Origin of the sequence: Micromonospora sp. NPDC049049, assembly GCF_040649115.1 — a bacterium.
GTDB lineage: Bacteria > Actinomycetota > Actinomycetes > Mycobacteriales > Micromonosporaceae > Micromonospora.
On record NZ_JBEZEX010000022.1, the window covers coordinates 47,587 to 70,146 of the forward strand.

The following is a 22,560-nucleotide window of genomic DNA, read 5'->3' on the forward strand; positions in this document are numbered from 1 at the left end:
GCTCAGCGCAGCAGCGCCATCCGGTCGATGATGGAGTCGCGCAACTCCGGCGGCCAGGGAAACAGCGGCGCTGCCACGCGGAGCTGGGCGAACCCGTGCAGCCCGACCCAGAGCGCTGTCGCGTCCCCGAAGGGGTCGGCGCTGGTCGACCGTCCCGCCGCGACACAGTCCGCGAGCGTACGCCGCAAGACCTCGAAGGCCCCCATGCCGAGCACGGCGAGCTCGTCCGCCATGGCGGGCGCCCGCTCAAGGGCCTGCCCGGCGTCCCAGACGGCGCCGAACATCACCCGGTACTGGTGGGGCCGGCGTTCGGCGAAGGTCAGGTAGGCCGCGCAGGTCGCGCGTAGACGCTCGACCGGATCCGCGTTCTCTGGTGTGCCCAGTTCCTGCTCCAGGATGTCGAACGCGCGTTGCGCGACCGCGAGCAGGATCGAGTCCAGGTCCGGAAAGTGCGGATAGATCGACGGCGCGGAGATGCCGGCCTGCCGGGCGATCCCGCGCAGGGTCACGCCCTGCGGCGCTCCGTCCTCCAGGAGCGTCATCGCGGCGTCGACGATCTCGTCGCGCAGCTGGGCACCTTCGCCGCGCTTGTTGCGGGCCCGTGTTCTCGGTGTGGTCACCCCTTGACTTTACAGGTGTTAGGCGAGCGCGTAAGTTAACGGCTGTAAGTTGACGGACGTTTTCTCAAGAAGGAGCCTCTCATGACCACAGCGACCGCTACCCGAATCGACACCGCCGCCCCCACCCACCGCGCTGACCTTGCCGGCCGTGCGCTGGCGGCCCTCGCGTCCCTCGCCACCGGCGTCGCGTTCGTCAACGGCGTACTACTGACCATCAACGCCAGCGACGAGCGCCTGTTCATCGAGGGCTGGCGGGTCTCCAGCTTCGGCATCTTCGCCGCGCTCTTCGCCCTGCTGGCGGTCAGGCCGCGCCAGGCGGCCGGCGTCTGGGAGATCGTGCTCGCCGGCAAGGCCGCCCTCGTCGTGTTCGGCGCGTTGATCGGAGACGTTCCGGAGGCCCGCCTGTCGGCCGTCATCGACTTCGGGCTCGTCGCCGTCGTCGCGACCGCGTACGTGCTGTGCCGCGGCTGGTTGGCGTGGCGTCCCGCGACCACCAACCCGACCCGATGACGCCCCGAGCCTGTCCAAGGACATGCACCCGGTCCTCGCCGCGCTGATCGTCGTGACCGCGCTGGCCGCGGCAGCTGCCCTCCACCTCGGCAGGCGGCGTCCGAGCAGGCCCGACGGCTCGTCGAACGAGCGGCCGTTCTCCCGGACCGCGCCGTGACCGATCCGCTTCTCCCCCCGCGAGCGAAAGCGCCGGATCGCCCGTCGCTGTCATCCGACGGTGGCGGGCGATCCGCGAGGCGACCAGGTGTCAGCTCGCGACGTCGCTGCCACTGACGGCGCCGGCGCGAAGGCCCTGATCGATGAAGCTGACCAGCCAGCTGAAGCTCTCGTCGACGGACGCGTCGATCTGGAACCCGCCGGCCACCTCAAGGGTGGCGAACCCGTGCAGGACGCTACGCAGCGTCCGCATGGCGTGGATCACCTGGCCGGGTTCGAGGTCGTACCCGCCCAGCATGGCCGCCCATGAGGCGAGCACCCGCTCGCTGGCCGGGATGAACGGGTCGTCCGGGCCGGTCGGGCGGGCCGCGTTGCTGGCCGCGTACCGGCCGGGGTGTTCCCGCACGAACGTCCGCATCGCCTGCGCTCCGGCGGCGAGGGCTTCACTGCCGGAGCGGCCCTGGATGGCGTCACGGAGGGCGTCGCCGGCCTGGGTCATCCCCAGGATGGCGATCCGGTGTGCCAGGTCGGCCTGGCTGGCGACGTGCTTGTAGAGCGAGGGAGTCTTGATTCCCAGCCGTTCGGCGAGCAGACCCATGCTGAGGTTGTCGAAGCCGACCTCGTCGACCAGCGCGGCGGCGGCTTCGGTGACCGATGCCGGGGTGAGCCGCGCCTTAGGCACTGGTCAGCGTCCGGGCGAGGAAGGGCAGGGCCAGCGCGAGGACCTCGTCGGGCGCCTGGACGTGCGGGTAGTGGCCCGCGCCCTCGATGACAGCCAGCTCGCCGAGCCCTCGCGGCAGGTCGGCGAGGATGCGCTCACCCTCGGCCCGTGGGTCGGCCCAGTCCGGGTCGACGCTGCCCTGGATCACCAGGACCGGGCAGGTGACGTTCGGCAGTTGCCGACCGGCGTCGGCCGGGCTGCTCTTGGCCATGGACTGGAGGGCCTTCATCCGGCCGGGCTCACTCATCTTGGCCTCGATGCGCGCCAGCTCACCGTGCCAGTCGGCGGGCTTGGTGGGGATCGCCACGTCGAGGTACCTGCGCCAGTTCGCTACGCTGCCCCGGACGAGCACCTGCGCCAGTTGGAGGTAGCCGGCGCGGAAGCGCTTCACCCGCACCAGCCCACCCAGGTCGAAGGACTGCGCGCGGGTGAACGGCGCCAGCTCGATGACGCCGGTGATCAGCTCGGGGGCGGTGGCGGCCGCGATGGTCGCGGCGCCGCCGCTGATCGACTGGCCGATGATCACGGCGGGGCCTCCGAGGTGGCGCACGACGGCGACGAGATCACCAGCGATGTCGGTGCGGCTGTAGCCGTCCCAGCCGAGACTGGAGTCGCCGCAGCCACGGATGTCGACGTTGGCGACCCGGTATCCGGCCGAGGCGAGGGCCGGCGCGACAAACCGGTAGGAGTGCCGGCTGTCGCCCATGCCGTGCGCCAGGACGACAAGTGGGCCCTGCCCGGTCACCTCGTACGCGAGGGTGTTGCCGGCGATGTTCAGGTATTCGGTCATGACGTCCTCCACCAAGCTAACGTGATTAGCTAAAGGCTAACCGCATTAGCCACGGTAGGCAAGTGTCGGTCGCCGCTACTTCCCTCCACCCATGCCGAGCTGGGGATAGAGGGCATCGGGGGCGGCGACCGCCCCGGTCGGCCGAGCGACAGTGACTGTCGTACCAAAGTCGCTGTAGCGCAGGGACGCGTTCGGCAACCCGTTGGCTTCCGGGATCAGGAAGCTGACCAGCCGACCCTCGGTGTCCAGCGTCGCCCGGAAAGCGTGGCTGCGCGCGCCGTCCGGGAAGACACCACCGGGAGGGGGGCGGAAGCTGATCCCGTTGCCGGCTGCAACCCGGGTCACGTCGATCGTCCCGGTGATCTGGGTGCCGTTCACCCGTGCGGTGACGATCGCGTCGATGAGGCGGCCGGAGCCGCCGAAGTCGTTTCTGCCCGGCGCGAAGCTCAGGGCGAAGTCCGGCGGCAACCGGGCTGGGTCGAGGACCATCCAACCGTCGCCGACACCGCGAAGGAGTGCGCCGGCCTTCATGTAGACCTCGTCGTCGATCATCCGGATCTCGATGACCCCACCCGGCGCCGAGATGGTGGCGATCGAGCGCTTGCGGACGTTGTCGCTGTGCGACAGCGCCGCGATCTGACTGGCGATATCGACGTCGCTGCGAAAACTCGTCCGATCGACGAACGCCGTACCCGTCCGCAGCAGACCGATCGCCTCGGCCGTCATTGTGGCATCGGCGCTGGCCGCCGAGGCCGGGGCGGATCGAGGCTTGGGTGCACTGTCCTTTGGTGCGCCAACCGAGCAACCCAGCATGAGCAGGCCCGCAGAAATGCCGGCCAGTGTGGCTCGACCTGTCATGCCCGTCACGGTAGGCCAACCTGGCAAGGCCCGGTGACCCGTATGGTTCCACGATGGAAACGGACACGGTGCGACAGGCTTACACGTCCGTCGCGGAGCTCTACATCGAGCTGTTCGGCACGAGCCAGCAGGTGGACGCCGACGACCTCGCCCTCATCCGGCGACACCTGGGCAGCCGGCCCGGCCGGGTGCTCGATCTGGGGTGCGGGCCTGGCCACCTCACCGGATACCTTCGCGAGCTGGGCGTCGACGCAGCAGGGATCGACCTGGTCCCCGAGTTCATCGCCCATGCGCGGGCGGCCCACCCGGGCGTCGAGTTCCACCTCGGCTCGATGGAACGCCTCGATATCGCCGAGAAATCCGTCGACGGCATCCTGGCCTGGTACTCGTTGATTCATCTTCCGCCGCCCGAGTTCGACGGCATGCTCAAGGAGTTCCGAAGGGTGCTGGTCCCGGCCGGGCGGTTGGTCCTGGGCGTCTTCGACGCCGAGGAGGTCGGCGCCTTCGACCACAAGGTCCTGACCGCCTACCGCTGGCCGGTCGACGAGATCTCCGAACGACTCGGCCGGGCCGGTTTCCGCGAGGTGGAACGCCTCCGGCGGTCCGCCACCGACGAGCATCGGCAGCTTGCCGCCATCGCGGCGATCGCGGTGTGAGGACGCCGAGGGCCGGCCTCCCGTCCTGGGAGACCGGCCCTCGCCCAGCTGAGCACCCGCGTCCGGGCGGGCGTCAGCACTCAGGCGTTGAGCTTCCCGGCGATCGTGACGACCCGCTCGGCCATGTGGTCGAGCGCGGCGAACTGGGCGTCGCCCAGCGGGGCGTCGTTGCTGCCGCCGGTGACGTGCGAGACGCCGTACGGGTTGCCGTCGGCGAACTTCAGCGGGTCGGTGTAACCCGGGGCGACGACCAGACCCCCGAAGTGGTGGATGGTGTTGTAGAGCGCGAGAAGGGTCGACTCCTGGCCGCCGTGCGCGGTCATGGAGGCGGTGAAGCCGGCGTACACCTTGTTGGCGAGCTGGCCCTGCGCCCACTGCGGACCGAGGGTGTCGAGGAACTGCTTGAGCTGGCTGGCGACGTTGCCGTAACGGGTGGGCGTGCCGAACAGCACCGCGTCCGCCCAGACGACGTCGTCGGCGGTCGCCTTCGCCTCGTCCTTGGTGGCGTCGAAGTGCTGGCTCCAGGCGGCGTTGGAGGCGATGGCCTCGGCCGGGGCGAGCTCCGGAACCTGACGCAGACGCACCTCGGCGCCAGCCTTCTCGCCAGCCTCGGCGAGCCGCTTGGCCATGGCGTGCAGAGTGCCGGTGGACGAGTAGTAGATGACGGAGAGCTTGGTCATCGGAGGCATCCTTCCCAGAAAAGTAGTTGCCGCTGATAAATTTGCGGCCGCAACAATCTCGACATTAGCAGCCGCCTGGCGGCGTCCCAACCTCCTGACCATGCCCACCGGCGTGACGGAGCACACCAGGGGAACGGCGCGGGCCGCAGCCGTCCAGCCGATGAGGCGGAATGTGCGCGCCCCTACGATGAGGTGATGGACCCCGCGGGGACGCCACCGGCGGCGCGGTACCACCTGCTCGGGCCGGTCGAGGCGCGGTCGGCCCGCGGGGAACCGCTGGCCCTCGGCACGCCGATGCAGGTGCGCCTCCTGGCCGTGTTGATGTCGCAGCCGGGCACCGGGTGGTCCATCGACCAACTCGTCGACGAGCTGTGGCAGGGGCGCCCACCGAAGACGGCAGCCGGCAACGTGAAGACCTATGTCTGGGCGCTGCGCCGGGCACTGCGCTCCCCGGGCTTCCCCGACCCCGCCATCGCCGCCGGGCCCACCGGCTACCGTCTTGCCCTGAACGGGCTGACGGTGGACAGCGTGGCCTTCGACGACCTGGCCCAGCGCGGGTATTCCGCGCTGCGGCAGGGTCACTGGTCAGCCGCCCAGGAGACGTTCGAGGCCGCGTTGGCGCTCTGGCGTGGGGAACCGTTCGCGGGCCTCCCCGGCTGGGGGGTGTTGCGCTCAGTCCGAGCGCGCCTCGAAGAACAGCGCTCCAGCCTGGTGGAGGAGGTCGTCGACCTCAAACTGCGCGCCGGACAGCATCACGAGCTGATCGAACCGCTGCGGAGCCAGGTCGACGACGACCCGCTGCGCGAGCGCCCATGGGGGCAACTGATGGTGGCCCTGGCGCGGACCGGCCGGCGTGCCGACGCGCTGGCGACGTACCGGCAGCTTCGTCGCCTCCTCTCGGAGGAGGTGGGAGTCGAGCCCGGTCCCGATCTCCAACAGCTGCACACCCGCATCCTGCGGGCGGAACGCGAGCCGTTGGCATCCGATCCGCGGCCCTCGGAAGGAACCCCGCCGCGATTCGTCCCCCGGCAGCTGCCGGCCCCACCGACGTTGTTCACCGGCCGGGCCGGGGAGTTGGCCCGGCTCACCTCGCTGCTGCTCGATGACCCCCGCTCGGCCAGCACCGTCGTCATCACCGGTACGGGCGGCGTCGGGAAGAGCTGGCTGGCGCTGCGCTGGGCGCACGACAACCGGCATCACTTCCCCGACGGGCAGCTCCACGTCGACCTGGCCGGATTCGGCACCGCGACGCAGGAGGCGTCACCCTCGGCCGTCGTACGCTCGCTGTTGCCCGCCCTGGGTGTGAAGCTCCTGGAGATCCCCGCGGAGCCGGCGGCCCAGTTCGCCCTGTACCGCAGCCTGACCGCAGCCCGACGGCTGCTCGTGCTGCTCGACAACGCTCGCGACGCGGAACAGGTGCGGCCACTGCTTCCAGGGTCGACCCGCTGCGGTGTGCTCGTGACGAGTCGCCACACCCTGCCCGGCCTGGTCACCACCGATGGCGCCCATCTCCTCGCCCTGGACCTGCCCAGCGACGACGAAGCGCGCCAACTGCTCGTCCGCCGACTGGGCGCGCAGCGGGTCATCGCCCAGCCGGCAGCGGTCGACGAGCTGATCGGACGTACCGCGCGGTTGCCCCTGGCTCTGTCCATCGTGGCCGCGCGAGCCGCCGCCCGGCCCACGTTTCCGCTCCAGGCCATCGCCGACGACCTGGCGGCGAGCCGGGGCGGGCTCACCGCCCTGGCCACCGACGATGCCGCCACCGACGTGCGCACGGTGCTCTCCTGGTCGTACCGACTGCTCAGCGCGGACGCGGCCCGGCTGTTCCGGCAGATCAGCCTGCATCCCGCCCCGGACGTCAGCGCGGCGGCGGCGGCCAGCCTCGCCGGGGCGCCACCGCACCTGATCCGGCCGGCGCTCGACGAGTTGGCCCGGGCGAACCTGCTGGCCGAGCAATCCCCCAACCGCTTCCGCTGTCACGATCTGCTCCGCGCCTACGGGGAGGAACTGACGCGCGCTCTCGACCCTCCGGCCGACCGTGGCGCCGTCCGCCGGCGCGTGCTCGACCACTACCTGCGTGTCGCTCGTGACTCGGCGAGGCTTGTCGACCCCGGCTGGCAGCCGCTCGATCCGCCGCCCCTGCCCACCGACGCGTCACCGTCGGCGTTCGCCGACCACCGGGCCGCGCTGGCCTGGTTCACCACCGAACAGCGGGTGCTGCTGGCCGCCGTCGCCGACGCGGTCGCGCACGGCTTCGACGGCCACGCCGGGCAGCTCGCCCAGGCCCTCACTCCCCTGCTCGGGCGGCTTTCGCAGTGGCACGACCTGGCCACCCTGCAGACCATCGCGGTCGCGGTCGCGCGCCGCCGCGCTGACCCACAGGCCGAGGCGCTGGCCCACCGGGACCTCGCGCTGGCCCATATCCAGAACCGCCGGTTCGGTGCGGCCCACCACCACCTCCGGCGCGCGATGGCACGGTACGACCAGGCCGGCGACCGCCCGGGGCAGGTCAGCGCCCATCTGCACCTCGCCTGGCTGTCCGACATCGAGGGAGACGCCGGGGCGGCGCTGCCGCACGCCAGGCACGCGCTGGCACTGGCCAGCCACACCGGCGACCGGCTCGGCGAGGCGGCGGCGCTCAACGCGCTCGGCTGGAGCCACGCGCGGCTGGACGAGCACGCCCGCGCCATCGCGTACTGCGAGCGGGCGCTCGCGCTCTACGAGGAGGCCGAGGATAGGCTCGGCGCGGCGCACACCTGGGACAGTCTCGGATTCGCCTATCACGGCCTCGGAAAGCACCCGAGCGCGGCGGACTGCTATCGGCGCGCGCTCACGCTCTATTCCGAGGTCCAGGACCCGTGCGGGAGGGCGGACACGCTCGTCCGCCTCGGCGACACCCATCAGGCGTTGGGCGACCACGACACCTCGGTCGACCTGTGGCGGCAGGCGTTGGCGATCCTCGACCGGGTCGGTCATCCACAGGCCGCGGTGCTGTCCGAACGGCTGGCCGCGTACCAGTGAACGTCCTGCGCCGGCCGTCCCCGGACCGGCATGGATCCGACGTGGACCGGGCGTCGGCAGGCTGGACGAATGTTGACCACGAAGAGAACCACCATCCGGCATCCGCGCGGGGTCGACCGTCGACGACGGCGGCTCCTCGGCAGCGTCTCGGCCGTCGTCGCGGCCCTCGTCACCCTGTCGCTCAACGCCCCACCGTCGCTCGCGGGCACCACGCCGACGACCGGCGGTGCCAGGCCGGTCACCGTGGACGTCACCGGCGGTGGGAACGATCGCATCGACTGGCAGGCGTGCCCGGAGCAGCCCGACGATCCGGGCACGCGCTGCGGCACCCTGCGCCTGCCGGTCGACTGGGCCCGACCGGGAGGGGAGACCTTCCCTCTGGCGCTGGCCCGGCGTCCCGCCACCGACCCGGCCGCCCGCATCGGTGTCCTGGTCTTCAACCCGGGCGGTCCCGGCCTATCCGGGGTGGACGTGGCGTTGACGGCTGCCAGCCAGCTCGGGCCGGACGTGCTGCGCCGCTTCGACATCGTCGGCTTCGACCCCCGGGGCACGGTCCGTAGCGCACCGGTGCGCTGCTCATCGGCGCTGCTCGGTCAGCACCCCTCCCTGACACCCGCGAACGCGGCGGAGTTCGAGCGGCTCCGCACCTACAACCGGCAGTTGCGAGACGACTGCCGTGCCAACAGTGGCCCACTGTTCGACCACCTGGACAGTGTGAGCGTCGCGCGCGACACGGACGCTATCCGGGCCGCACTCGGTGAGCGGCAGCTGAGCCTCTACCAGTGGTCCTACGGCACCCTGATCGGGCAGTCCTACGCCGAGCTGTTCCCCGACCGTGTCCGCGCCCTGGTCATGGACAGCGTGATGGACCACAGCCAGGGGGTCCGGGAATACTTCCGCAGCGGCGCGGCCAGTGACGAGGCGCTGTTCCACGAGTTCGTGACCTGGTGCGAGCGAAACCCGGGCTGCGCGCTGCACGGCCGTGACGTGCCGGCGCTCTACGACCGGCTGATGCGCCGTGCCGATGCCGGCACGCTCGTCGACGCGGCCACAGGCACCCCGCTGAGCTGGTTCGAGCTTGGGTTCGCGACGTTCGTCAACTTCTTCGACGCGACCTGGGCCGATCTCGCGACCATGCTGCTCGCGCTGGAGCGGGGCGAGCCCGCCTCACTCGCGTCCCCGATGGTGCCGGTCGACGGCGACGAGGACCTGACCGAGTACGCACTACCGGCGTTCTGCCAGGACTGGTCGCTGCCGATCGACGGGTTCGCCGACTGGAACCGGTATCTCGACCTGTCCCGCGCCACGGCACCGCACCTGCGAGCCTCCCCGTTGGCCGTCCGCTTCGCCGCTGTGTGCCTGGGCTGGACGGCGACCAACCCACAACATCGACTGCAGGTCCGGACGAGCGCGCCGCTGCTGGTGCTCAACGGGCGGTACGACCCGGCCACCCCGTACGACGGGGCCCAGCGGGTGGTGCGCCAGCTCGGCAGCCGGGGCCACCTCCTCACCTACGACGGATCGGGCCACGCCAGCTACCCGAGGACCGAGTGCACCCGCCGTCAGGTGGAGCGGTACCTCATCACCAGAACCACGCCGCCGGCCGGCGCGAGCTGCCCGGCCGCCCCGGTCTGACGCGCCGACGGTGTCACGGCGACGCTCCAGCTCACGGTAGGTGGTGCTGGGGCGTCGCCGCTCGCTCGGCAGGGCGGCGACGGTAATAAAGCCCGGAGAAACCCGCAGGTCGGGGGTGGTGGACCTATCGCGGCGGGCGCGGGCCCGAACCTGGGCACCCTTGACATCGAAAGGGGTACCCATGCCACACTCCCGATGCTAATTCGATTTAGCGACCACCACCCAAGCCCTCAACTCCCCACACCGGACCAGACCGCGACGAGCGACCACCACAAAGGAGTCTTCGCGCATGAGGGAAACGACCGGAAGACGCAGGCTCCGGCTTGCGATCTCGATTCTCGCGTTCACGGCGCTCGCTGCGGGGGCCGTCGTCCCCGCGCCGGCTGCCGCCGCCGGCAGGCCCGCGCCCGCGCCGGGTGCGACCGTCAAGGCGGACCGCAGCTCACCGACCGGATACACCGTCACGTTCGTCTACCGCAATCCGCAGGCCACCCAGGTCCGCCTCGCCGGGGACCTGACGCTGCTCGACGTCGGCACCGGCACCACCCGCTACCAGCCGGAAGAATGGCAGCCGGGGCGCTATCACGCGGGCGGCACGGAGTTCCTCCGGGACATGACCAGGGATCCGAAGGGGAACTGGTCGGTCTCGGTCCCGCTGCACGCCGGCGGTCTCAGCTACTGGTACCGCGTCTGGGACCCGACGCAGGGCTGGGAGAACAAGCGCATCTGGGACCCCGCCTCGACGAACCCTCGGCCGCCGGGCGACGCCTCGTTCCGGGTCAGGAACAACGACGTCCTCGATGCCGTCCACGTGCCGTACGCCAAGAAGCAGAACGACCCGGTGCTGAAGGCGCGTGCGGACTACGAGTTGCCGGTGGCCGACCGCGCTAAGCGAGGAACCGTCAGGTACGTCCCGTACACCACGATCCTTGGCGACAGTGGCCACTACCTCGGCGTCTACCTGCCGGCCAACTACGACGCCAACCGCGCGGAGCCGTACAAGGTCGCGTACCTCGCCCACGGCATCTTCGGCGACGAGACCGACTTCATGGTGCCCGCGAACGTCCCGAACATCCTGGACAACATGACGGCCAGGGGCGAGATCGAGCCGACAGTGGTCGTCACCATGGGCAACCACTTCACGGGCACCAGCCTCGGCTTCGCGTCCTACAACCAGACCAACGCGGCCAACAACCTGGTCCAGACGATCCTGCCCCTCGTCGAGAGCAGCTACAACGTCTCGACCGAGCGCTCCGGGCGGGCCTACGCGGGGTTCTCGTACGGCGGGATGACGGGCGGCGTCGTCATCAAGAACTACCCGACCACCTTCGCGTTCTACGGACACTTCTCGGGTAACCCGTCGCTCACCACCCAGGACTACGACACCATCGCGAACGCGGTCGGGGACGACGATCTCTCGGTCTTCCTCGGCAACGGCGTCTTCGAGGGCAACCTCAACGCCCAGAACGCCATCGCGGACAACTTCCGGGCCCGGGGATACGCCGCCGCGACGACCCAGGTCCCCGGCGCGCACGACGGGATGACGGCGGGCCAGCTGTTCACGATCTTCGCCCGGGATCACCTGTGGTCGGGGGTCGACTCCGTGTCGGTGACGCCCGCGACGGTGAACCTGACGAAGGGTTGGAACTGGGAAAGGCAGTTCACCGCCCAGGTGACGACCAACGAGGGTGTGAGCCCGGCGGTGACGTGGTCGGTGCAGGGAGTGACCTCCACCGACACCAGCATCTCCGCGGAGGGTCTGCTCTCGGTCGCCGCAGCGGAGACCGCGTCGTCGCTGACCGTCGTGGCGACGTCGGTGGTCGACCCGTCCAAGTCGCGCTCGGCCCGGATCACCCTGACGCCTCCGGGCCCGGGACGGGTTGCGGTCAAGGCGAAGGCCACGCCGGCCTCGGTCGTTCGCGGTGGCACGTTCACGCTGACCGTCGACGTCCGGGCCCAGTCGCCGCATCCGAAGGCTCCGAAGGTGACCGGCGAGGTGGCCGTCACCTTCGGCGGCACCACCCGGGTGGTTGCCCTCCGTGGTGGCACGGCCGTCGTCGAGCTGCCGACCGCCGGGCTGCCCGCAGGGGTGTACCCGGTGCACGTCGCCTACTCCGGTGACGCGGCCCACGCCCCCACCGCTGCGGTTCACCAGCAGCTGCGGGTCCGCTAGGCAAACAGCCGGTGGTGGGCCGGCGACCTCTCGTCGCTGGCCCACCACCGGCTGTCCGTCCGAACCGTCAGCTCACGCCCCGGACCGCCTCGATGATCGTCTCGGCGACCTCGCTCGGCCGGGCCACCGCCATCGCGTGCGACCCGCCGACGACCTCGCGCTGCCCACGGGGGTTGGCCCGCTCCGCCATGAAGCGGTGCGCCTCGGCGGGGATGTTCTTGTCGGCGTCGCCGAACACGAACCAACTGGGCAGCGATCGCCAGGCGGGGTCGCCGGTGAGCTTGTCGCCCAGGCCCTGTTCGGTGATCGGCCGCTGGGTCCGGGCCATCAGCGCGGCCATGTCGTCCGACGCGTCCGCGCAAAACTGGGCGTGGTACTGCTCCTGGCCGATCGCCACCTCGTTCCCACCGGTCGACACCGGGTACTGCACCAGCGTGTCGGCGAGGGTGCTGCCGGGAAACTTCGCGGACAGCGCCAGCGCCGACTCACCGGTGTCCGGGGCGAAGGCGTTGACGTACACGAGGGCCCGCACCGAGGTGTCGCCGGCTGCGGCCTGCGTGATCACCATGCCGCCGTACGAGTGGCCGACGAGGACGACCGGACCGCCGATCCCCCGCACGACATCCTGCACGTACGCGGCGTCGCCCGCCACGCTGCGCAGGGGGTTCGCGACGGCCACCGAGTCGTACCCGGCGCCCAGCCGCTCGAGCACACCGTTCCAGCTCGCCGACTCGGCGAATGCGCCGTGCACGAGCACGAGCGTGGGCTGTGGATCAGGCATGACAGGTGCCCCCTCACTCCGTGAAGCTGTTACCGCAGGTCGCACTGGTACGCCTGGATACCCGTCACGCGAGTGTGAAACGTCGGGTCCGACCGGCTCGCCGATGACGCCGACCGCCCGCCAATGACCACCCGGATACACGGGGTCGACCGCCCGCGCGCCGGACCCTATAGTGAGTTCCATTATGAGACTTACTGCATTCTGGCGGTGGTGGGTCGCCGGCACGACCAGCCAACTCGGCTCGGCGGTCGGCGCGCTGGCCCTACCGCTGACCGCGTTGACAGTGCTCCACGCGTCGGCCTTCGAGATGGGTCTGATCACGGCGGCGGGCTATCTGGCGTACCTCCTGATCAGCCTGCCGGCGGGCGTGATCGTGCAGCGTCTGCCGCTGCGCGGCATGCAGGTCGCCCTGGATCTGGTCCGGGCCCTCGCCATCGCGTCGGTCCCGCTGGCCTGGTGGTTCGACATGCTGACGGTGGCCCAGCTGATCGCTGTCGCCCTGGTGGTGAGCTTCGCCAACGTGCTGTTCGACGTGGCGAACCAGACCTTCCTGCCGGAGATCGTGCCGGCCGCGCAGTTGCAGGCCCGCAACAGCCTCACCTCCGGCACGCACGCCGCCACCTCGCTGGGCGGGCCATCCCTGGGCGGTCTCGCGGTGCAGGTGCTGGGCGCCGTGCCGACGCTGTTCGTGGACGCCGTCAGCTACCTGCTCTCCGCCACGCTGCTGCGCACCCTGCCGGCCCGGCGGGTGCAGCGACCGGTCGAGCGGCCGCCGATGACCACGATGATCCGCGAGGGCTGGCACTTCGTGATCCGGCACCCGATCATCAGACCGGCCATGTGGGACGCCACCGCGACGAACTTCGTCAACGGTGGCATGCTCGCCCTGTTCCCGTTCTACCTGGTGCGTGAGCTGCACGCACCGCCGCTCATGGTCGGGCTGTTGATCGCCGCCGACGGCCTCGGTGCGCTCATCGGCGCGGCGTTGACGACCCGCTTCACCGATCGGTTCGGCACCGCCCGCGGCCTCATCATCGCGGCCTTCGTCGGTGTGGCCGGCGCGCTCATCATCCCGCTGGGCACCGGCACCGCCGCGTTCGTGGCCTTCGCCGTCGGAAACCTCATCTTCGCGAGTTCCAACGTGGTGCTCAGCGTGACCACCCGTACGTACCGCATGATCGCCAGCCCGCCGGATCTGTTGTCCAGGGTGATCGCCACGGTCAAGTTCGTCTCCTGGGGTGCGATCCCGGTCGGCGGCCTGCTCGCCGGCATCCTGGCCGGGCCCCTCGGTGCCCGTACCACCCTGCTGATCTTCGGGGCGCTCACCGTGCTGTCCCCGATCATCTACCTGTCGACGCCGATCCGCCGGATGCGTGACCTGCCGCTCGACGCCACGCCGACACCCGCCGAGGCACGGGTGTGAACCAGCCGGATGCGCTCCCGATCTGCCCACATCGCTCACCGGATATCGACAGAAGGTGTAGCCCTCAGTCCCCTCGGGCAAGAACCCGCCCATGGAGGGAACTGCAGGGTGCGCGGGGCATCCGCACGGCCAGCAGCACCGAACCGGTGACCCGGGCCAGGTAGGGCTGGCGATCCCACTGACGGCAGTCTGCGTCTGATGCGGCTGAGGCACAGCCTTCCCCCGGTGGCGCTCGGCGCGGTGGCGCTCGGCGCGGTGGCGCTCGGCGCGGCTCTGGGTGCCGACCCCGCCCACGCCGACACCCCGTCGCCGTCGCGGCTCCCACTGGTGGAGGTCGCCACCTCGCCGGAGGCCATCAAGGTTTCGGTGGCCGACGTGGTCGAGGTGGATCTGACCGTCCCCCTGCCCCTGCCGACCGCTGTCGTCTCCGTGCCCGTGCCTCTACCGTCGACGGACCCGCTGCCCCTGCCGTCGGCGGTTCCAGTTTCGGTGCCGACGCCGTCAGCCAAGCCCTCCACCGCCCGGCCAAGTCGGCCGGCTGGGACCCCCTCGTCGTCGCCCAAGGCCACACCGGCACCGTCCACCTCGGAGTCCCCGGAGGCACGGGCCGACTCGCAGCCACCGCCGACACCGCAGACGCCCGTGCCGGCGACGGTGTCCCGGGGCGGCGCGGACGGCACGTCCGACGGCGAGGCGTCGAGGCAGGCGAGGAAGACGGTGGCCGCCGTCACCGGACAGCGGCCCATCCCGCCCGCCCGGCCCGCACCGGGGCCACCGGCGTTCGTCCTGGCGCTCGCGTCCGCACCGACCGGCGTCGGTGCCGGCGGCGCCGATCCACCCACCTCAACGGCCGAAGCTCCGCCGCGCACCTCGCCTCTGCGCGCAGGGCTCACCGTCACCGCCGTCGACATGCGCGCTACCAGTCGACCCGTCGAGCGTGGCCCTCCTCCGCCCCGCCAACTCCTGATCACCCACTCGCGTCCACGACGTTGATCAGGAGAGGTTCATGGAAATCGCCGTTATCTGGATCCCCGCCGACATCGAGCCGTCGGAGCCCGTCGTCGCGAGGTGTCTCAGCCACCTCCGTCGAAACTCCTACCGATTCGCAGGAGTCATGCGGGCTCCCTGGGAGACCATCGAGCAGTCGATGATCGACGGAGAGGTGGATGTCGTCGTCATCGCCGACTTCGCCCACCTCCCGCCGGACCGGTCCCCCCGGATCGAGCTGGCCAGTACCCCCGACGTCGACGAGGACCGAACGGTTCCGGATTCACCGCTCAACTGACACCACGAAGCGCCCCGTCTGCTGCGGACGGGGCGCTTCGTCGACCTGACGAGATCGCCACCCCGGCTCAAGCCGCTGCGCGGGCCTGGACACGGTTCGGTCAGAGCTGCGTGAGGCGTGGGACGAAGCCACCGTCGCGCATCCTGGCATCGCCATCATCGGCGGTGACGGCTCCCGAGAACAGCTCGTCCTCGACCTGCGCAGTGACCCCGCCCCGGTGCTGCTGGTCGACATCACCAGCGGCGGTTGGGAGGACGCCGTCCAGCTGGCCGACGATGTCCGTCAGCTCATCGACCGCATCGAGGCGGGCACGTTCGCGTTCGACCTGGAGACCTGACGTCCGACCGGGTGACGAGCACCTGACCGGATCAGGGTCTCACCGCGAACCCGAGGATCAGGCCGCGACGGCCGCCCGTACGTCGTCGTCGGCGGCGCGCAGCCGAGCGGCGGCCTCTTCGGCGGTGCAGTTCGCCAGCAGCAGCACGATGGCCGTCTTGGCGTGTCCGTGCGCCGCCGCGAGCGCCCTCGCGGCCGTGTCGAGATCGGTGTCGGCGGCGTCGGCGACGATCCGACGCGCCCGGTCGACGAGCTTCTCGTTGGTAGCGTTCATGTCCACCATCAGATTCCCGTAGACCTTGCCGAGCCGGGCCATCGTTGCCGTCGAGAGCATGTTGCAGACCAGCTTCTCGGCGGTGCCGGCCTTGAGCCGGGTGGAGCCGGTCAGCACCTCGGGGCCGGTGGGCACCTCGATGGCGACGTCGGCGTGGCGGCTGGTCACCGCGTCGGTGTTGCAGGCCACCGAGACGGTCGCCGCGCCAAGCGCGCGGGCATGATCCAACCCACCGACCACGTACGGGGTACGGCCGCTGGCGGCGAGCCCGACCACAGTGTCGCGGGCGGTCAGGCCGACGGCGTCGAGGTCGGAGACAGCGCGGGTCGGGTCGTCCTCAGCGCCCTCGACCGCGACACCGAAGGCTCGTGCCCCGCCGGCGAGCAGACCGAGGACCCGCTCGGGCGTCGTGCCGAAGGTGGGTGGGATCTCGACGGCGTCGAGCATGCCGATCCGGCCGCTGGTGCCCGCGCCGAGGTAGATCAGCCGTCCGCCCTGACGGAGCGAGGCCACGATGACGTCGACGGCGGCGGCGATGTCCGGCACGGCCCGGCGGACGGCGGCGGCGACGGTCTGGTCCTCGTCGTTCATCGCGAGAAGCAACTCGGTGGGAGACATCCGGTCGAGGTCGCCGGTCTTGTCGTTGCGGGTCTCGGTGCCGAGGGTGCTGAGGTCCACGGGGTGCTCGTTCCTCTCGCTGGTGTGCAGTCGCCGGCCGGCGGGGAGAGGTCTCCGGTCGCCCGGTGGCGGCTCGTCGTCGAGCGCGTCTCGCGACCCGCCGCCGCGGCCAGGCCGAGGGCGCAGCTGCGAACAGTCCCCGTATCAGCAGGCTGAAACCACAGCGTAACCAGCCCGGACCGGCGGTGGCAAAAAGTTTCGAGTTAGGCTGGCCCAACGTCACTTATTGACAACCGCTGGTTGGGAGCGAGCCGTGCGTCAACTCGACCTCGTCGTGATCGTGCTGTACCTCGTGGTGATCGCCTTCGTCGGACTACGCCTGTCCGGTAAACAGAAGTCCGCCAAGGACTACTTCGTGGGCGAGGGTCGGCTGCCCTGGTGGACCGTCTCGTTCTCGGTGGTGGCCACCGAGACCAGCGTTCTGACCGTGATCAGTGTTCCCGGCGGCGCCTACAGCGGTCAGGGCTTCGGCAACGTCGAGCTGGCCCTGGGTTACGTCATTGGTCGGGTCGTGGTGGCAGCGGTGCTCATCCCGCTCTACAAGCGGGGTGGGTTCGTCAGCGCCTACCAGTACCTCGGTGAGCGGTTTGGCCTGAAACTTCAAGGGCTGGCGTCGGTGACGTTCGTCTTCACCCGCCTGCTCGCCGAGGGTGTACGGCTGTTCGCCTCGGCCATCCCCATCAAGCTTCTTCTCGACGAGTTCGGGCTGAATGTCGGCTATCAGGCGATCATCATCGTCCTGACGCTCATCACTGTGGTCTACACCTACCTCGGTGGCATCAAGGCGGTCATCTGGACCGACGCCATCCAGATGGGGCTGTACCTGGGCGGGGCCATCCTGGCCATCGCGGTGCTCAGCCACGCCGTCGGCTTCGACGGCTACTCGCAGGCGCTGGACGCCGGCAAGTTCCAGCTCTTCGACACCAACTTCAACCTCGCGCACGTGCTCACCAGCCCGTTCGCCCTGCCGACCGCCATCATCGGTGGCGCGATCTTCGCGATGGCCAGCCACGGCTCGGACCAGCTGATCGTGCAGCGCATCCTATCCACCCGCACGCTGCGCGAGGGACAGAAGGCGATGATCTCCTCGGGCATCTTCGTGGTGATCCAGTTCGCGGCGTTCTCCCTGGTCGGGGCGCTGCTGTGGTCGTACAACAAGGGTCAGACCTTCAAGGAGCTCGGCCTGGCCAGCAGCGACAACCTCTACCCGAGCTTCATCCTGCACGCTCTGCCGGTGGGCATCTCGGGTCTGCTGGTGGCCGGCATCCTCGGCGCCGCGATGGGCTCCTTGTCCTCGGCGCTGAACTCGATGTCGAACTCCACTGTCGCCGACTTCATCCACAGCTTCTTCCGCACGGTGCCGTCCGACGACACGATGCTCCGGCTCGCCCGGGTGATGACCCTGGTCTGGGCGGTGCTGATGGCGATCTTCGCCTGCGCGTTCAGCTCCAGCACCGGAAACGTCTACCTGACCGGTCTGACCATCGCCGGCTACACCTACGGGGCGTTGCTCGGTGCCTTCCTGCTCGGCCGTCTCGTCAAGCGGGCCAACCAGGTGGACGCGGTGATCGCCTTCCTGGTCACCGTGGCGGTGATGACCTACATCGTCCGCTACGTCAAGATCGATGTGACGACGGCCGGAGCCACCACCGCCACCGCCATCGCCGCCCAGTGGCTGGTCCCGATCGGCGTCCTGATCACCCTGGTCGTCGGCGCGGTGTCCAGCCGGTTCCACCCGGCCCCGGAGACGCCGTACGACCATGGACGTACCGACGAGGTCGACGACGACACGGCGGCGGCGCCAGCCGGCCGGGCGTGAAGGAGGACGTGATGCGCGTGATCGGCCTGATGTCCGGAACCTCCTACGACGGCATCGAAGCCGCAGCGGCCGAGTTCGAGCTCAGCGGCGACACAGTGCGGATGCGACCACTGGGCCGGCTCAGCCACCCCTACTCGGACGAGTTGCGCACGCAGATCGCCGCGGCTCTGCCGCCTGCGGCGACCACCACCGAGGCGATCTGCGTGCTGGACACCGGCATCGGTCAGGCCTTCGCCGAGGCCGGCGCGGGGGCCCTCGCCCAGCTGTGCGACGGCAACGCCGACCTGCTCGTGTCGCACGGGCAGACGATGCATCACTGGGTGGAGGACGGCAGGGTTCGGGGCACTCTCCAGCTGGGTCAGCCGGCCTGGATAGCGGAGGCCACCGGCCTTCCGGTCGTGGCCGACCTGCGCAGCCGCGACGTGGCCGCCGGCGGCCAGGGCGCCCCCCTGGTCGCCCTCTTCGACACACTGCTGCTGGGTGGCCTGCCCGGCATCCCGGCCGCGCTGAACCTGGGCGGCATCGCCAACATCACTGTCGTCGCGCCGGACGCGGACCCACTCGCCTTCGACACCGGACCGGCGAACGCACTCCTCGACGCCGCCGCCCGCCACTTCAGCGGAGGCACCGAGGAGTACGACAGGGACGGGCGCGGAGCGGCTGCCGGGCAGGTGAACCCGGACCTGCTGCGGCGGCTGCTCGACGAGCCGTACTACCGGCTGCCCGGCCCGAAGAGCACCGGGAAAGAGCTGTTTCATCTGCCGTACCTGCTCGCCGCCCTCGCCGACGCGCCCACACCGGACCCGCAGGACGTGCTGGCCACGCTCACCCGGCTGACGGCGGTCACTGTGGCCGGCGCCTGCCGCGACCACGGCGTCACCCGGCTCGTCGTCTCCGGCGGCGGCGCACACAATCCGATCCTGATGCGCATGCTCGCCGACGAGCTGCCCGGCGTCCAATTGTCCTCCAGCGACGACCTGGGCATCGCGTCGGACGCCAAGGAGGCGCTGGCCTTCGCGCTGCTGGGCTACCTGACCGTGCACGGGCTGCCCGGCACCCTGCCCTCGGGCACCGGCGCGCGGCACGCCTCGGTGCTCGGCAGCATCACCCCCGGCCGGCAGCCGCTGCGGCTGCCGGCTCCGGCCAGCACCGCCCCCGCCCGGTTGCTTGTCGTCGCATCTCCGGTGGCCGACTGACCATCCCTTCTCGGAGGATCCGCCCATGAGCACCGTCGTACCCGTGCCGCCGCCGAGCGCGGCCGGCGCTCGCGCCCGCGAGGTCGCCGAACTGCTGCGCTCGCGTCTCGACGATCCGAACCGGGCCAGCGCCGAGCTGCCCCGGAGGTTGGCGGCGGCACACGACGCCTCGCCGTACCTGTTCGAGCCGCAGGCCGTGGTCCGCGCCTCCTCGGCCGCCGAGGTGGGGGCGCTGATGGCCGGCGCCCGCGAGGCCGGCGTGCCGCTGACCCTGCGCGGCGGCGGTACCAGCCTGGCCGGGCAGGCCGGCGGCGCGGGCGTGCTGGTCGACGTCCGCACCGACTGGCGTCACGCCGAGGTCCTCGACGACGGCCGCCGCATCCGGCTCCAGCCGGGCCTGACGATCCGGCAGGCCAACGCCCGGTTGGCCCGCTACCGACGCCGACTCGGCCCGGATCCGGCCAGCGAGGCCGCCTGCACTGTGGGCGGCATGGTGGCCAACAATTCCAGCGGGATGACCTGCGGCACCACCGACAACGCGTACCGCACCATGGAGTCGCTGCGCTTCGTGCTCCCGTCCGGCACCGTCATCGACTCCGGCGCCCGCGACGCCGACGACCGGCTGCGGGCCGACGAGCCCGAGCTGCACGCCGGGCTGCTGCGCCTGCGCGACCGGGTGCGCTCGACGCCGGGGTCGCGCGCCACCATCGAGCGGCTGTTCGCCATGAAGAACACCATGGGGTACGGGCTGAACTCCCTGCTCGACCACAGCACCCCGGTCGAGATGCTCGCCCACCTGATGATCGGCAGCGAGGGCACGCTCGGCTTCGTGGCCGAGGCCGTCTTCCGTACCGTCGAGATCCACGGCCACGCCGCCACCGGCCTGCTGATCCTGCCCGGTCTCACCGACGCCACCGACGCGCTGCCGGCGCTGCTCGCCGCCGGCGCCCGTACCGCCGAGCTGCTCGACGCGGCCGCGCTGCGGGTCAGCCAGCGCGACCCGGGTGCCAGCACAGCCCTGCGCGGGCTGACGGTCACCGGGCACGCCGCGCTGCTGGTGGAGTTCGCCGAGGACAGCGCGGAGCAGTTGGCCGCGACGCTGGCTGACGCCCGGCCCGTACTCGACCGGCTGCCGGCCGTCACCGGCACCGAGCTGACCCGCGACCCACGCGAACGGGCCAACCTGTGGCACCTGCGCAAGGGCCTCTACACCGCCGTCGCCGGGGCCCGCCCGCCCGGCACCACGGCCCTGCTGGAGGACGTCGCGGTGCCGATGCCACGCCTGACCGGCACCTGCGACGGGCTGATCCGCCTGTTCGACAGGCACGGCTACCCGGACGCGGTGATCTTCGGACACGCCCGGGACGGCAACCTGCACTTCATGCTGACCCAGTCCTTCGACACCCCCGCCGAGATCGACCGCTACGCCCGGTTCACCGACGACATGGTCGACCTGGTGCTCGCCGAGGGCGGGACACTCAAGGCGGAGCACGGCACCGGTCGGGCCATGGCGCCCTTCGTCCGCCGGCAGTACGGCGACGAACTGTACGACGTGATGCGTGAACTCAAGCGGTTGTGCGACCCGAGCGGCCTGCTCAACCCCGGTGTGCTGCTCAACGACGACCCGACCGTGCACCTGCGGCAACTCAAGGCCGTCCCGACGGTCGACCCCGAGCTGGACGCCTGCGTCGAGTGTGGCTACTGCGAGCCGGTCTGCCCCACCGCCGACGTCACCACCACACCCCGGCAGCGCATCGTCCTGCAACGGCAGATCGCCCTCGCCACCGCCGCCGGCGACGAGGAGCGCCGCCGGGAGCTGACCGCCGACTACGAGTACGCCGCGGTGGACAGCTGCGCCACGGACAGCCTCTGCGTCACCGCCTGCCCGGTCGGCATCGACACCGGGGCGGCGATGAAACGGCTGCGCGCCGAGCGACACAGCCCTCGCGCCCAGCGCACCGCCCGCACCGCCGCGAAGCACTGGCAGGCCGCCGTGACGGGCGTCCGGATGGGGCTGACCGCCGCGCACGCGGTGCCGACACCGGTCACCCGCGCCGCCACCGGGATGATCCGTGGGCTCGGCGCCTCCGAGCTGGTGCCACTGTGGACCGACGATATGCCGCGTGCCGGCGCGCCCCGCCCCACCCCGCGCAGCGCGCCGGACGCCCAGGCGGTGTTCTTCGTGGCCTGCGTCGGCAGCCTCTTCGCCCCCGAGGACGGTTCGTCCGGCGGGTCGGCGGCGGCGTTCCTGCGCCTCTGCGAACTGGCGGGGGTGCCGCTCGTCGTACCGACCGGCACGGCGGGCCTGTGCTGCGGAACCCCGTGGCAGTCCAAGGGTTACCCCGCCGGCCACCGCGAGATGGCACAGCGGACCCTGGAAGCGCTCTGGACGGCCAGTGACGAGGGTCGCCTGCCCGTCGTGTGCGACGCGTCATCGTGCACCCACGGCTTGACGCAGCTGACGGCCGCGCTGGCCGAGGAGGAACAGGCACGCTACGGCGCGCTGCGCTTCGTCGACAGCGTCACCTTCACCGCCGAACACCTCCTGCCGGCGCTGCCGCAGCCCCGGCGACTGGGCTCGCTGGCGCTGCACCCCACCTGCTCCACCGTGCACCTGGGCGGCATCGACGACCTGCGCGCGGTGGCCGGGGCGGTCGCCGACACCGTCACCGTGCCGGACAGTTGGGGGTGCTGCGCCTTCGCCGGTGATCGGGGGCTGCTGCACCCCGAGGTCACAGCCGGCGCCACGGCGGCGCAGGCCGCCGAGATCAATGAGCGCGACCACGACGCGTACGCCTCCTGCAACCGCACCTGCGAAATGGGCATGAGCCGGGCCACCGGCCAGCCGTACCGGCATGTGCTCGAGGTGCTCGTCGAGGCGATCGAGCCGCTGGCGTAACCGGCGCGTGCCCATGAGCGCGCCGCCCGCCACGGATCTGCGGCGGGCG

18 protein-coding genes are annotated in these 22,560 nt (G+C 71.0%); 11 read left to right on the plus strand and 7 right to left on the minus strand.

Annotation, left to right across the window (positions count from 1 at the left end):
* Positions 1-2 precede the first annotated feature (2 nt).
* Entirely contained in the window at positions 3-620 is a 618-nt protein-coding gene (locus tag AB0B68_RS21940) for a TetR/AcrR family transcriptional regulator (RefSeq protein WP_357262209.1), read from the minus strand.
* A gap of 81 nt (positions 621-701) precedes the next feature.
* Between AB0B68_RS21940 and AB0B68_RS21945 the strand changes: the two genes are divergently transcribed.
* Positions 702-1,130, plus strand: coding sequence for a hypothetical protein (locus AB0B68_RS21945; RefSeq protein WP_357203941.1), 429 nt, complete (start codon positions 702-704; stop codon positions 1,128-1,130).
* A 247-nt stretch (positions 1,131-1,377) separates the two neighbouring features.
* On the opposite strand, the gene AB0B68_RS21950 is transcribed toward AB0B68_RS21945, so the two are convergent.
* The 3 genes from AB0B68_RS21950 to AB0B68_RS21960 all read right to left on the minus strand — a co-directional run bounded on the left by AB0B68_RS21950 (position 1,378) and on the right by AB0B68_RS21960 (position 3,523).
* Positions 1,378-1,968 (minus strand): WHG domain-containing protein, encoded by a 591-nt coding sequence (locus AB0B68_RS21950; RefSeq protein WP_357203945.1) that lies wholly within the window; start codon positions 1,966-1,968, stop codon positions 1,378-1,380.
* Entirely contained in the window at positions 1,961-2,797 is an 837-nt protein-coding gene (locus AB0B68_RS21955; RefSeq protein WP_357262212.1) for an alpha/beta hydrolase, read from the minus strand. Before AB0B68_RS21955 ends, AB0B68_RS21950 begins: the two co-directional genes overlap by 8 nt.
* A 75-nt stretch (positions 2,798-2,872) precedes the next feature.
* Positions 2,873-3,523, minus strand: coding sequence for a hypothetical protein (locus AB0B68_RS21960; protein WP_357262215.1), 651 nt, complete (start codon positions 3,521-3,523; stop codon positions 2,873-2,875).
* 185 nt (positions 3,524-3,708) lie between these two features.
* Here AB0B68_RS21960 and AB0B68_RS21965 point away from each other — a divergent pair, with 185 nt between their 5' ends.
* Positions 3,709-4,311 (plus strand): class I SAM-dependent methyltransferase, encoded by a 603-nt coding sequence (locus AB0B68_RS21965; protein ID WP_357262218.1) that lies wholly within the window; start codon positions 3,709-3,711, stop codon positions 4,309-4,311.
* Between the two features lie 80 nt (positions 4,312-4,391).
* Here AB0B68_RS21965 and wrbA read toward each other — a convergent pair whose 3' ends face one another.
* Entirely contained in the window at positions 4,392-4,991 is a 600-nt protein-coding gene (wrbA, locus tag AB0B68_RS21970; protein WP_355006269.1) for an NAD(P)H:quinone oxidoreductase, read from the minus strand.
* Between the two features lie 195 nt (positions 4,992-5,186).
* Between wrbA and AB0B68_RS21975 the strand changes: the two genes are divergently transcribed.
* The 3 genes from AB0B68_RS21975 to AB0B68_RS21985 all read left to right on the plus strand — a co-directional run bounded on the left by AB0B68_RS21975 (position 5,187) and on the right by AB0B68_RS21985 (position 11,820).
* Positions 5,187-8,012, plus strand: a complete 2,826-nt coding sequence (locus AB0B68_RS21975; RefSeq protein WP_357262221.1) for a BTAD domain-containing putative transcriptional regulator — start codon at positions 5,187-5,189, stop codon at positions 8,010-8,012.
* A gap of 69 nt (positions 8,013-8,081) precedes the next feature.
* Positions 8,082-9,647: an alpha/beta hydrolase gene (locus tag AB0B68_RS21980; protein ID WP_357262224.1), complete on the plus strand. Its 1,566-nt coding sequence runs from the start codon at positions 8,082-8,084 to the stop codon at positions 9,645-9,647.
* 289 nt (positions 9,648-9,936) lie between these two features.
* Positions 9,937-11,820, plus strand: a complete 1,884-nt coding sequence (locus AB0B68_RS21985) for an alpha/beta hydrolase-fold protein (RefSeq protein WP_357262227.1) — start codon at positions 9,937-9,939, stop codon at positions 11,818-11,820.
* 67 nt (positions 11,821-11,887) lie between these two features.
* Here the strand turns inward: AB0B68_RS21985 and AB0B68_RS21990 are convergent, their stop codons facing one another.
* Positions 11,888-12,601 (minus strand): alpha/beta hydrolase, encoded by a 714-nt coding sequence (locus tag AB0B68_RS21990; RefSeq protein ID WP_357206379.1) that lies wholly within the window; start codon positions 12,599-12,601, stop codon positions 11,888-11,890.
* Between the two features lie 184 nt (positions 12,602-12,785).
* Here AB0B68_RS21990 and AB0B68_RS21995 point away from each other — a divergent pair, with 184 nt between their 5' ends.
* From AB0B68_RS21995 to AB0B68_RS22005, 3 genes are all read left to right on the plus strand, one after another.
* Entirely contained in the window at positions 12,786-14,024 is a 1,239-nt protein-coding gene (locus AB0B68_RS21995) for an MFS transporter (RefSeq protein ID WP_357262230.1), read from the plus strand.
* Between the two features lie 198 nt (positions 14,025-14,222).
* Positions 14,223-15,017 (plus strand): hypothetical protein, encoded by a 795-nt coding sequence (locus tag AB0B68_RS22000; RefSeq protein ID WP_357262233.1) that lies wholly within the window; start codon positions 14,223-14,225, stop codon positions 15,015-15,017.
* A 121-nt stretch (positions 15,018-15,138) separates the two neighbouring features.
* The gene (locus tag AB0B68_RS22005; RefSeq protein ID WP_357262236.1) at positions 15,139-15,309 is read left to right on the plus strand and encodes a hypothetical protein; all 171 of its coding nucleotides are present in this window, start codon (positions 15,139-15,141) and stop codon (positions 15,307-15,309) included.
* 394 nt (positions 15,310-15,703) lie between these two features.
* Here AB0B68_RS22005 and murQ read toward each other — a convergent pair whose 3' ends face one another.
* Positions 15,704-16,597: an N-acetylmuramic acid 6-phosphate etherase gene (murQ, locus tag AB0B68_RS22010; RefSeq protein ID WP_357206386.1), complete on the minus strand. Its 894-nt coding sequence runs from the start codon at positions 16,595-16,597 to the stop codon at positions 15,704-15,706.
* Between the two features lie 253 nt (positions 16,598-16,850).
* On the opposite strand from murQ, the gene AB0B68_RS22015 reads away from it, so the two are divergent.
* From AB0B68_RS22015 to AB0B68_RS22025, 3 genes are read left to right on the plus strand one after another with little or no spacing between them, the layout of a single operon-like run.
* On the plus strand, positions 16,851-18,416 hold the full coding sequence (locus AB0B68_RS22015) for a sodium:solute symporter (RefSeq protein WP_357206388.1): 1,566 nt from the start codon (positions 16,851-16,853) through the stop codon (positions 18,414-18,416).
* Positions 18,417-18,427: 11 nt separating this feature from the next.
* Positions 18,428-19,612 carry an anhydro-N-acetylmuramic acid kinase gene (locus AB0B68_RS22020; RefSeq protein ID WP_357262239.1) on the plus strand — a complete coding sequence of 395 codons (1,185 nt, stop codon included), beginning with the start codon at positions 18,428-18,430 and terminating at the stop codon, positions 19,610-19,612.
* Between the two features lie 25 nt (positions 19,613-19,637).
* The gene (locus AB0B68_RS22025; protein ID WP_357262242.1) at positions 19,638-22,511 is read left to right on the plus strand and encodes an FAD-binding and (Fe-S)-binding domain-containing protein; all 2,874 of its coding nucleotides are present in this window, start codon (positions 19,638-19,640) and stop codon (positions 22,509-22,511) included.
* The last annotated feature ends 49 nt before the right edge of the window (positions 22,512-22,560 follow it).

Excerpts from the sequence above, each read along its gene's own strand:
- AB0B68_RS21945 (WP_357203941.1), top strand. The coding sequence starts at position 702 with ATGACCACAGCGACCGCTACCCGAATCGACACCGCCGCCCCCACCCAC.
- AB0B68_RS21955 (WP_357262212.1), bottom strand. The coding sequence starts at position 2,797 with ATGACCGAATACCTGAACATCGCCGGCAACACCCTCGCGTACGAGGTG.
- AB0B68_RS21960 (WP_357262215.1), bottom strand. The coding sequence starts at position 3,523 with ATGACGGCCGAGGCGATCGGTCTGCTGCGGACGGGTACGGCGTTCGTC.
- AB0B68_RS21965 (WP_357262218.1), top strand. The coding sequence starts at position 3,709 with ATGGAAACGGACACGGTGCGACAGGCTTACACGTCCGTCGCGGAGCTC.
- wrbA (WP_355006269.1), bottom strand. The coding sequence starts at position 4,991 with ATGACCAAGCTCTCCGTCATCTACTACTCGTCCACCGGCACTCTGCAC.
- AB0B68_RS21975 (WP_357262221.1), top strand. The coding sequence starts at position 5,187 with ATGGACCCCGCGGGGACGCCACCGGCGGCGCGGTACCACCTGCTCGGG.
- AB0B68_RS21980 (WP_357262224.1), top strand. The coding sequence starts at position 8,082 with ATGTTGACCACGAAGAGAACCACCATCCGGCATCCGCGCGGGGTCGAC.
- AB0B68_RS21985 (WP_357262227.1), top strand. The coding sequence starts at position 9,937 with ATGAGGGAAACGACCGGAAGACGCAGGCTCCGGCTTGCGATCTCGATT.
- AB0B68_RS21990 (WP_357206379.1), bottom strand. The coding sequence starts at position 12,601 with ATGCCTGATCCACAGCCCACGCTCGTGCTCGTGCACGGCGCATTCGCC.
- AB0B68_RS21995 (WP_357262230.1), top strand. The coding sequence starts at position 12,786 with ATGAGACTTACTGCATTCTGGCGGTGGTGGGTCGCCGGCACGACCAGC.
- AB0B68_RS22000 (WP_357262233.1), top strand. The coding sequence starts at position 14,223 with ATGCGGCTGAGGCACAGCCTTCCCCCGGTGGCGCTCGGCGCGGTGGCG.
- AB0B68_RS22005 (WP_357262236.1), top strand. The coding sequence starts at position 15,139 with ATGCGGGCTCCCTGGGAGACCATCGAGCAGTCGATGATCGACGGAGAG.
- AB0B68_RS22020 (WP_357262239.1), top strand. The coding sequence starts at position 18,428 with ATGCGCGTGATCGGCCTGATGTCCGGAACCTCCTACGACGGCATCGAA.
- AB0B68_RS22025 (WP_357262242.1), top strand. The coding sequence starts at position 19,638 with ATGAGCACCGTCGTACCCGTGCCGCCGCCGAGCGCGGCCGGCGCTCGC.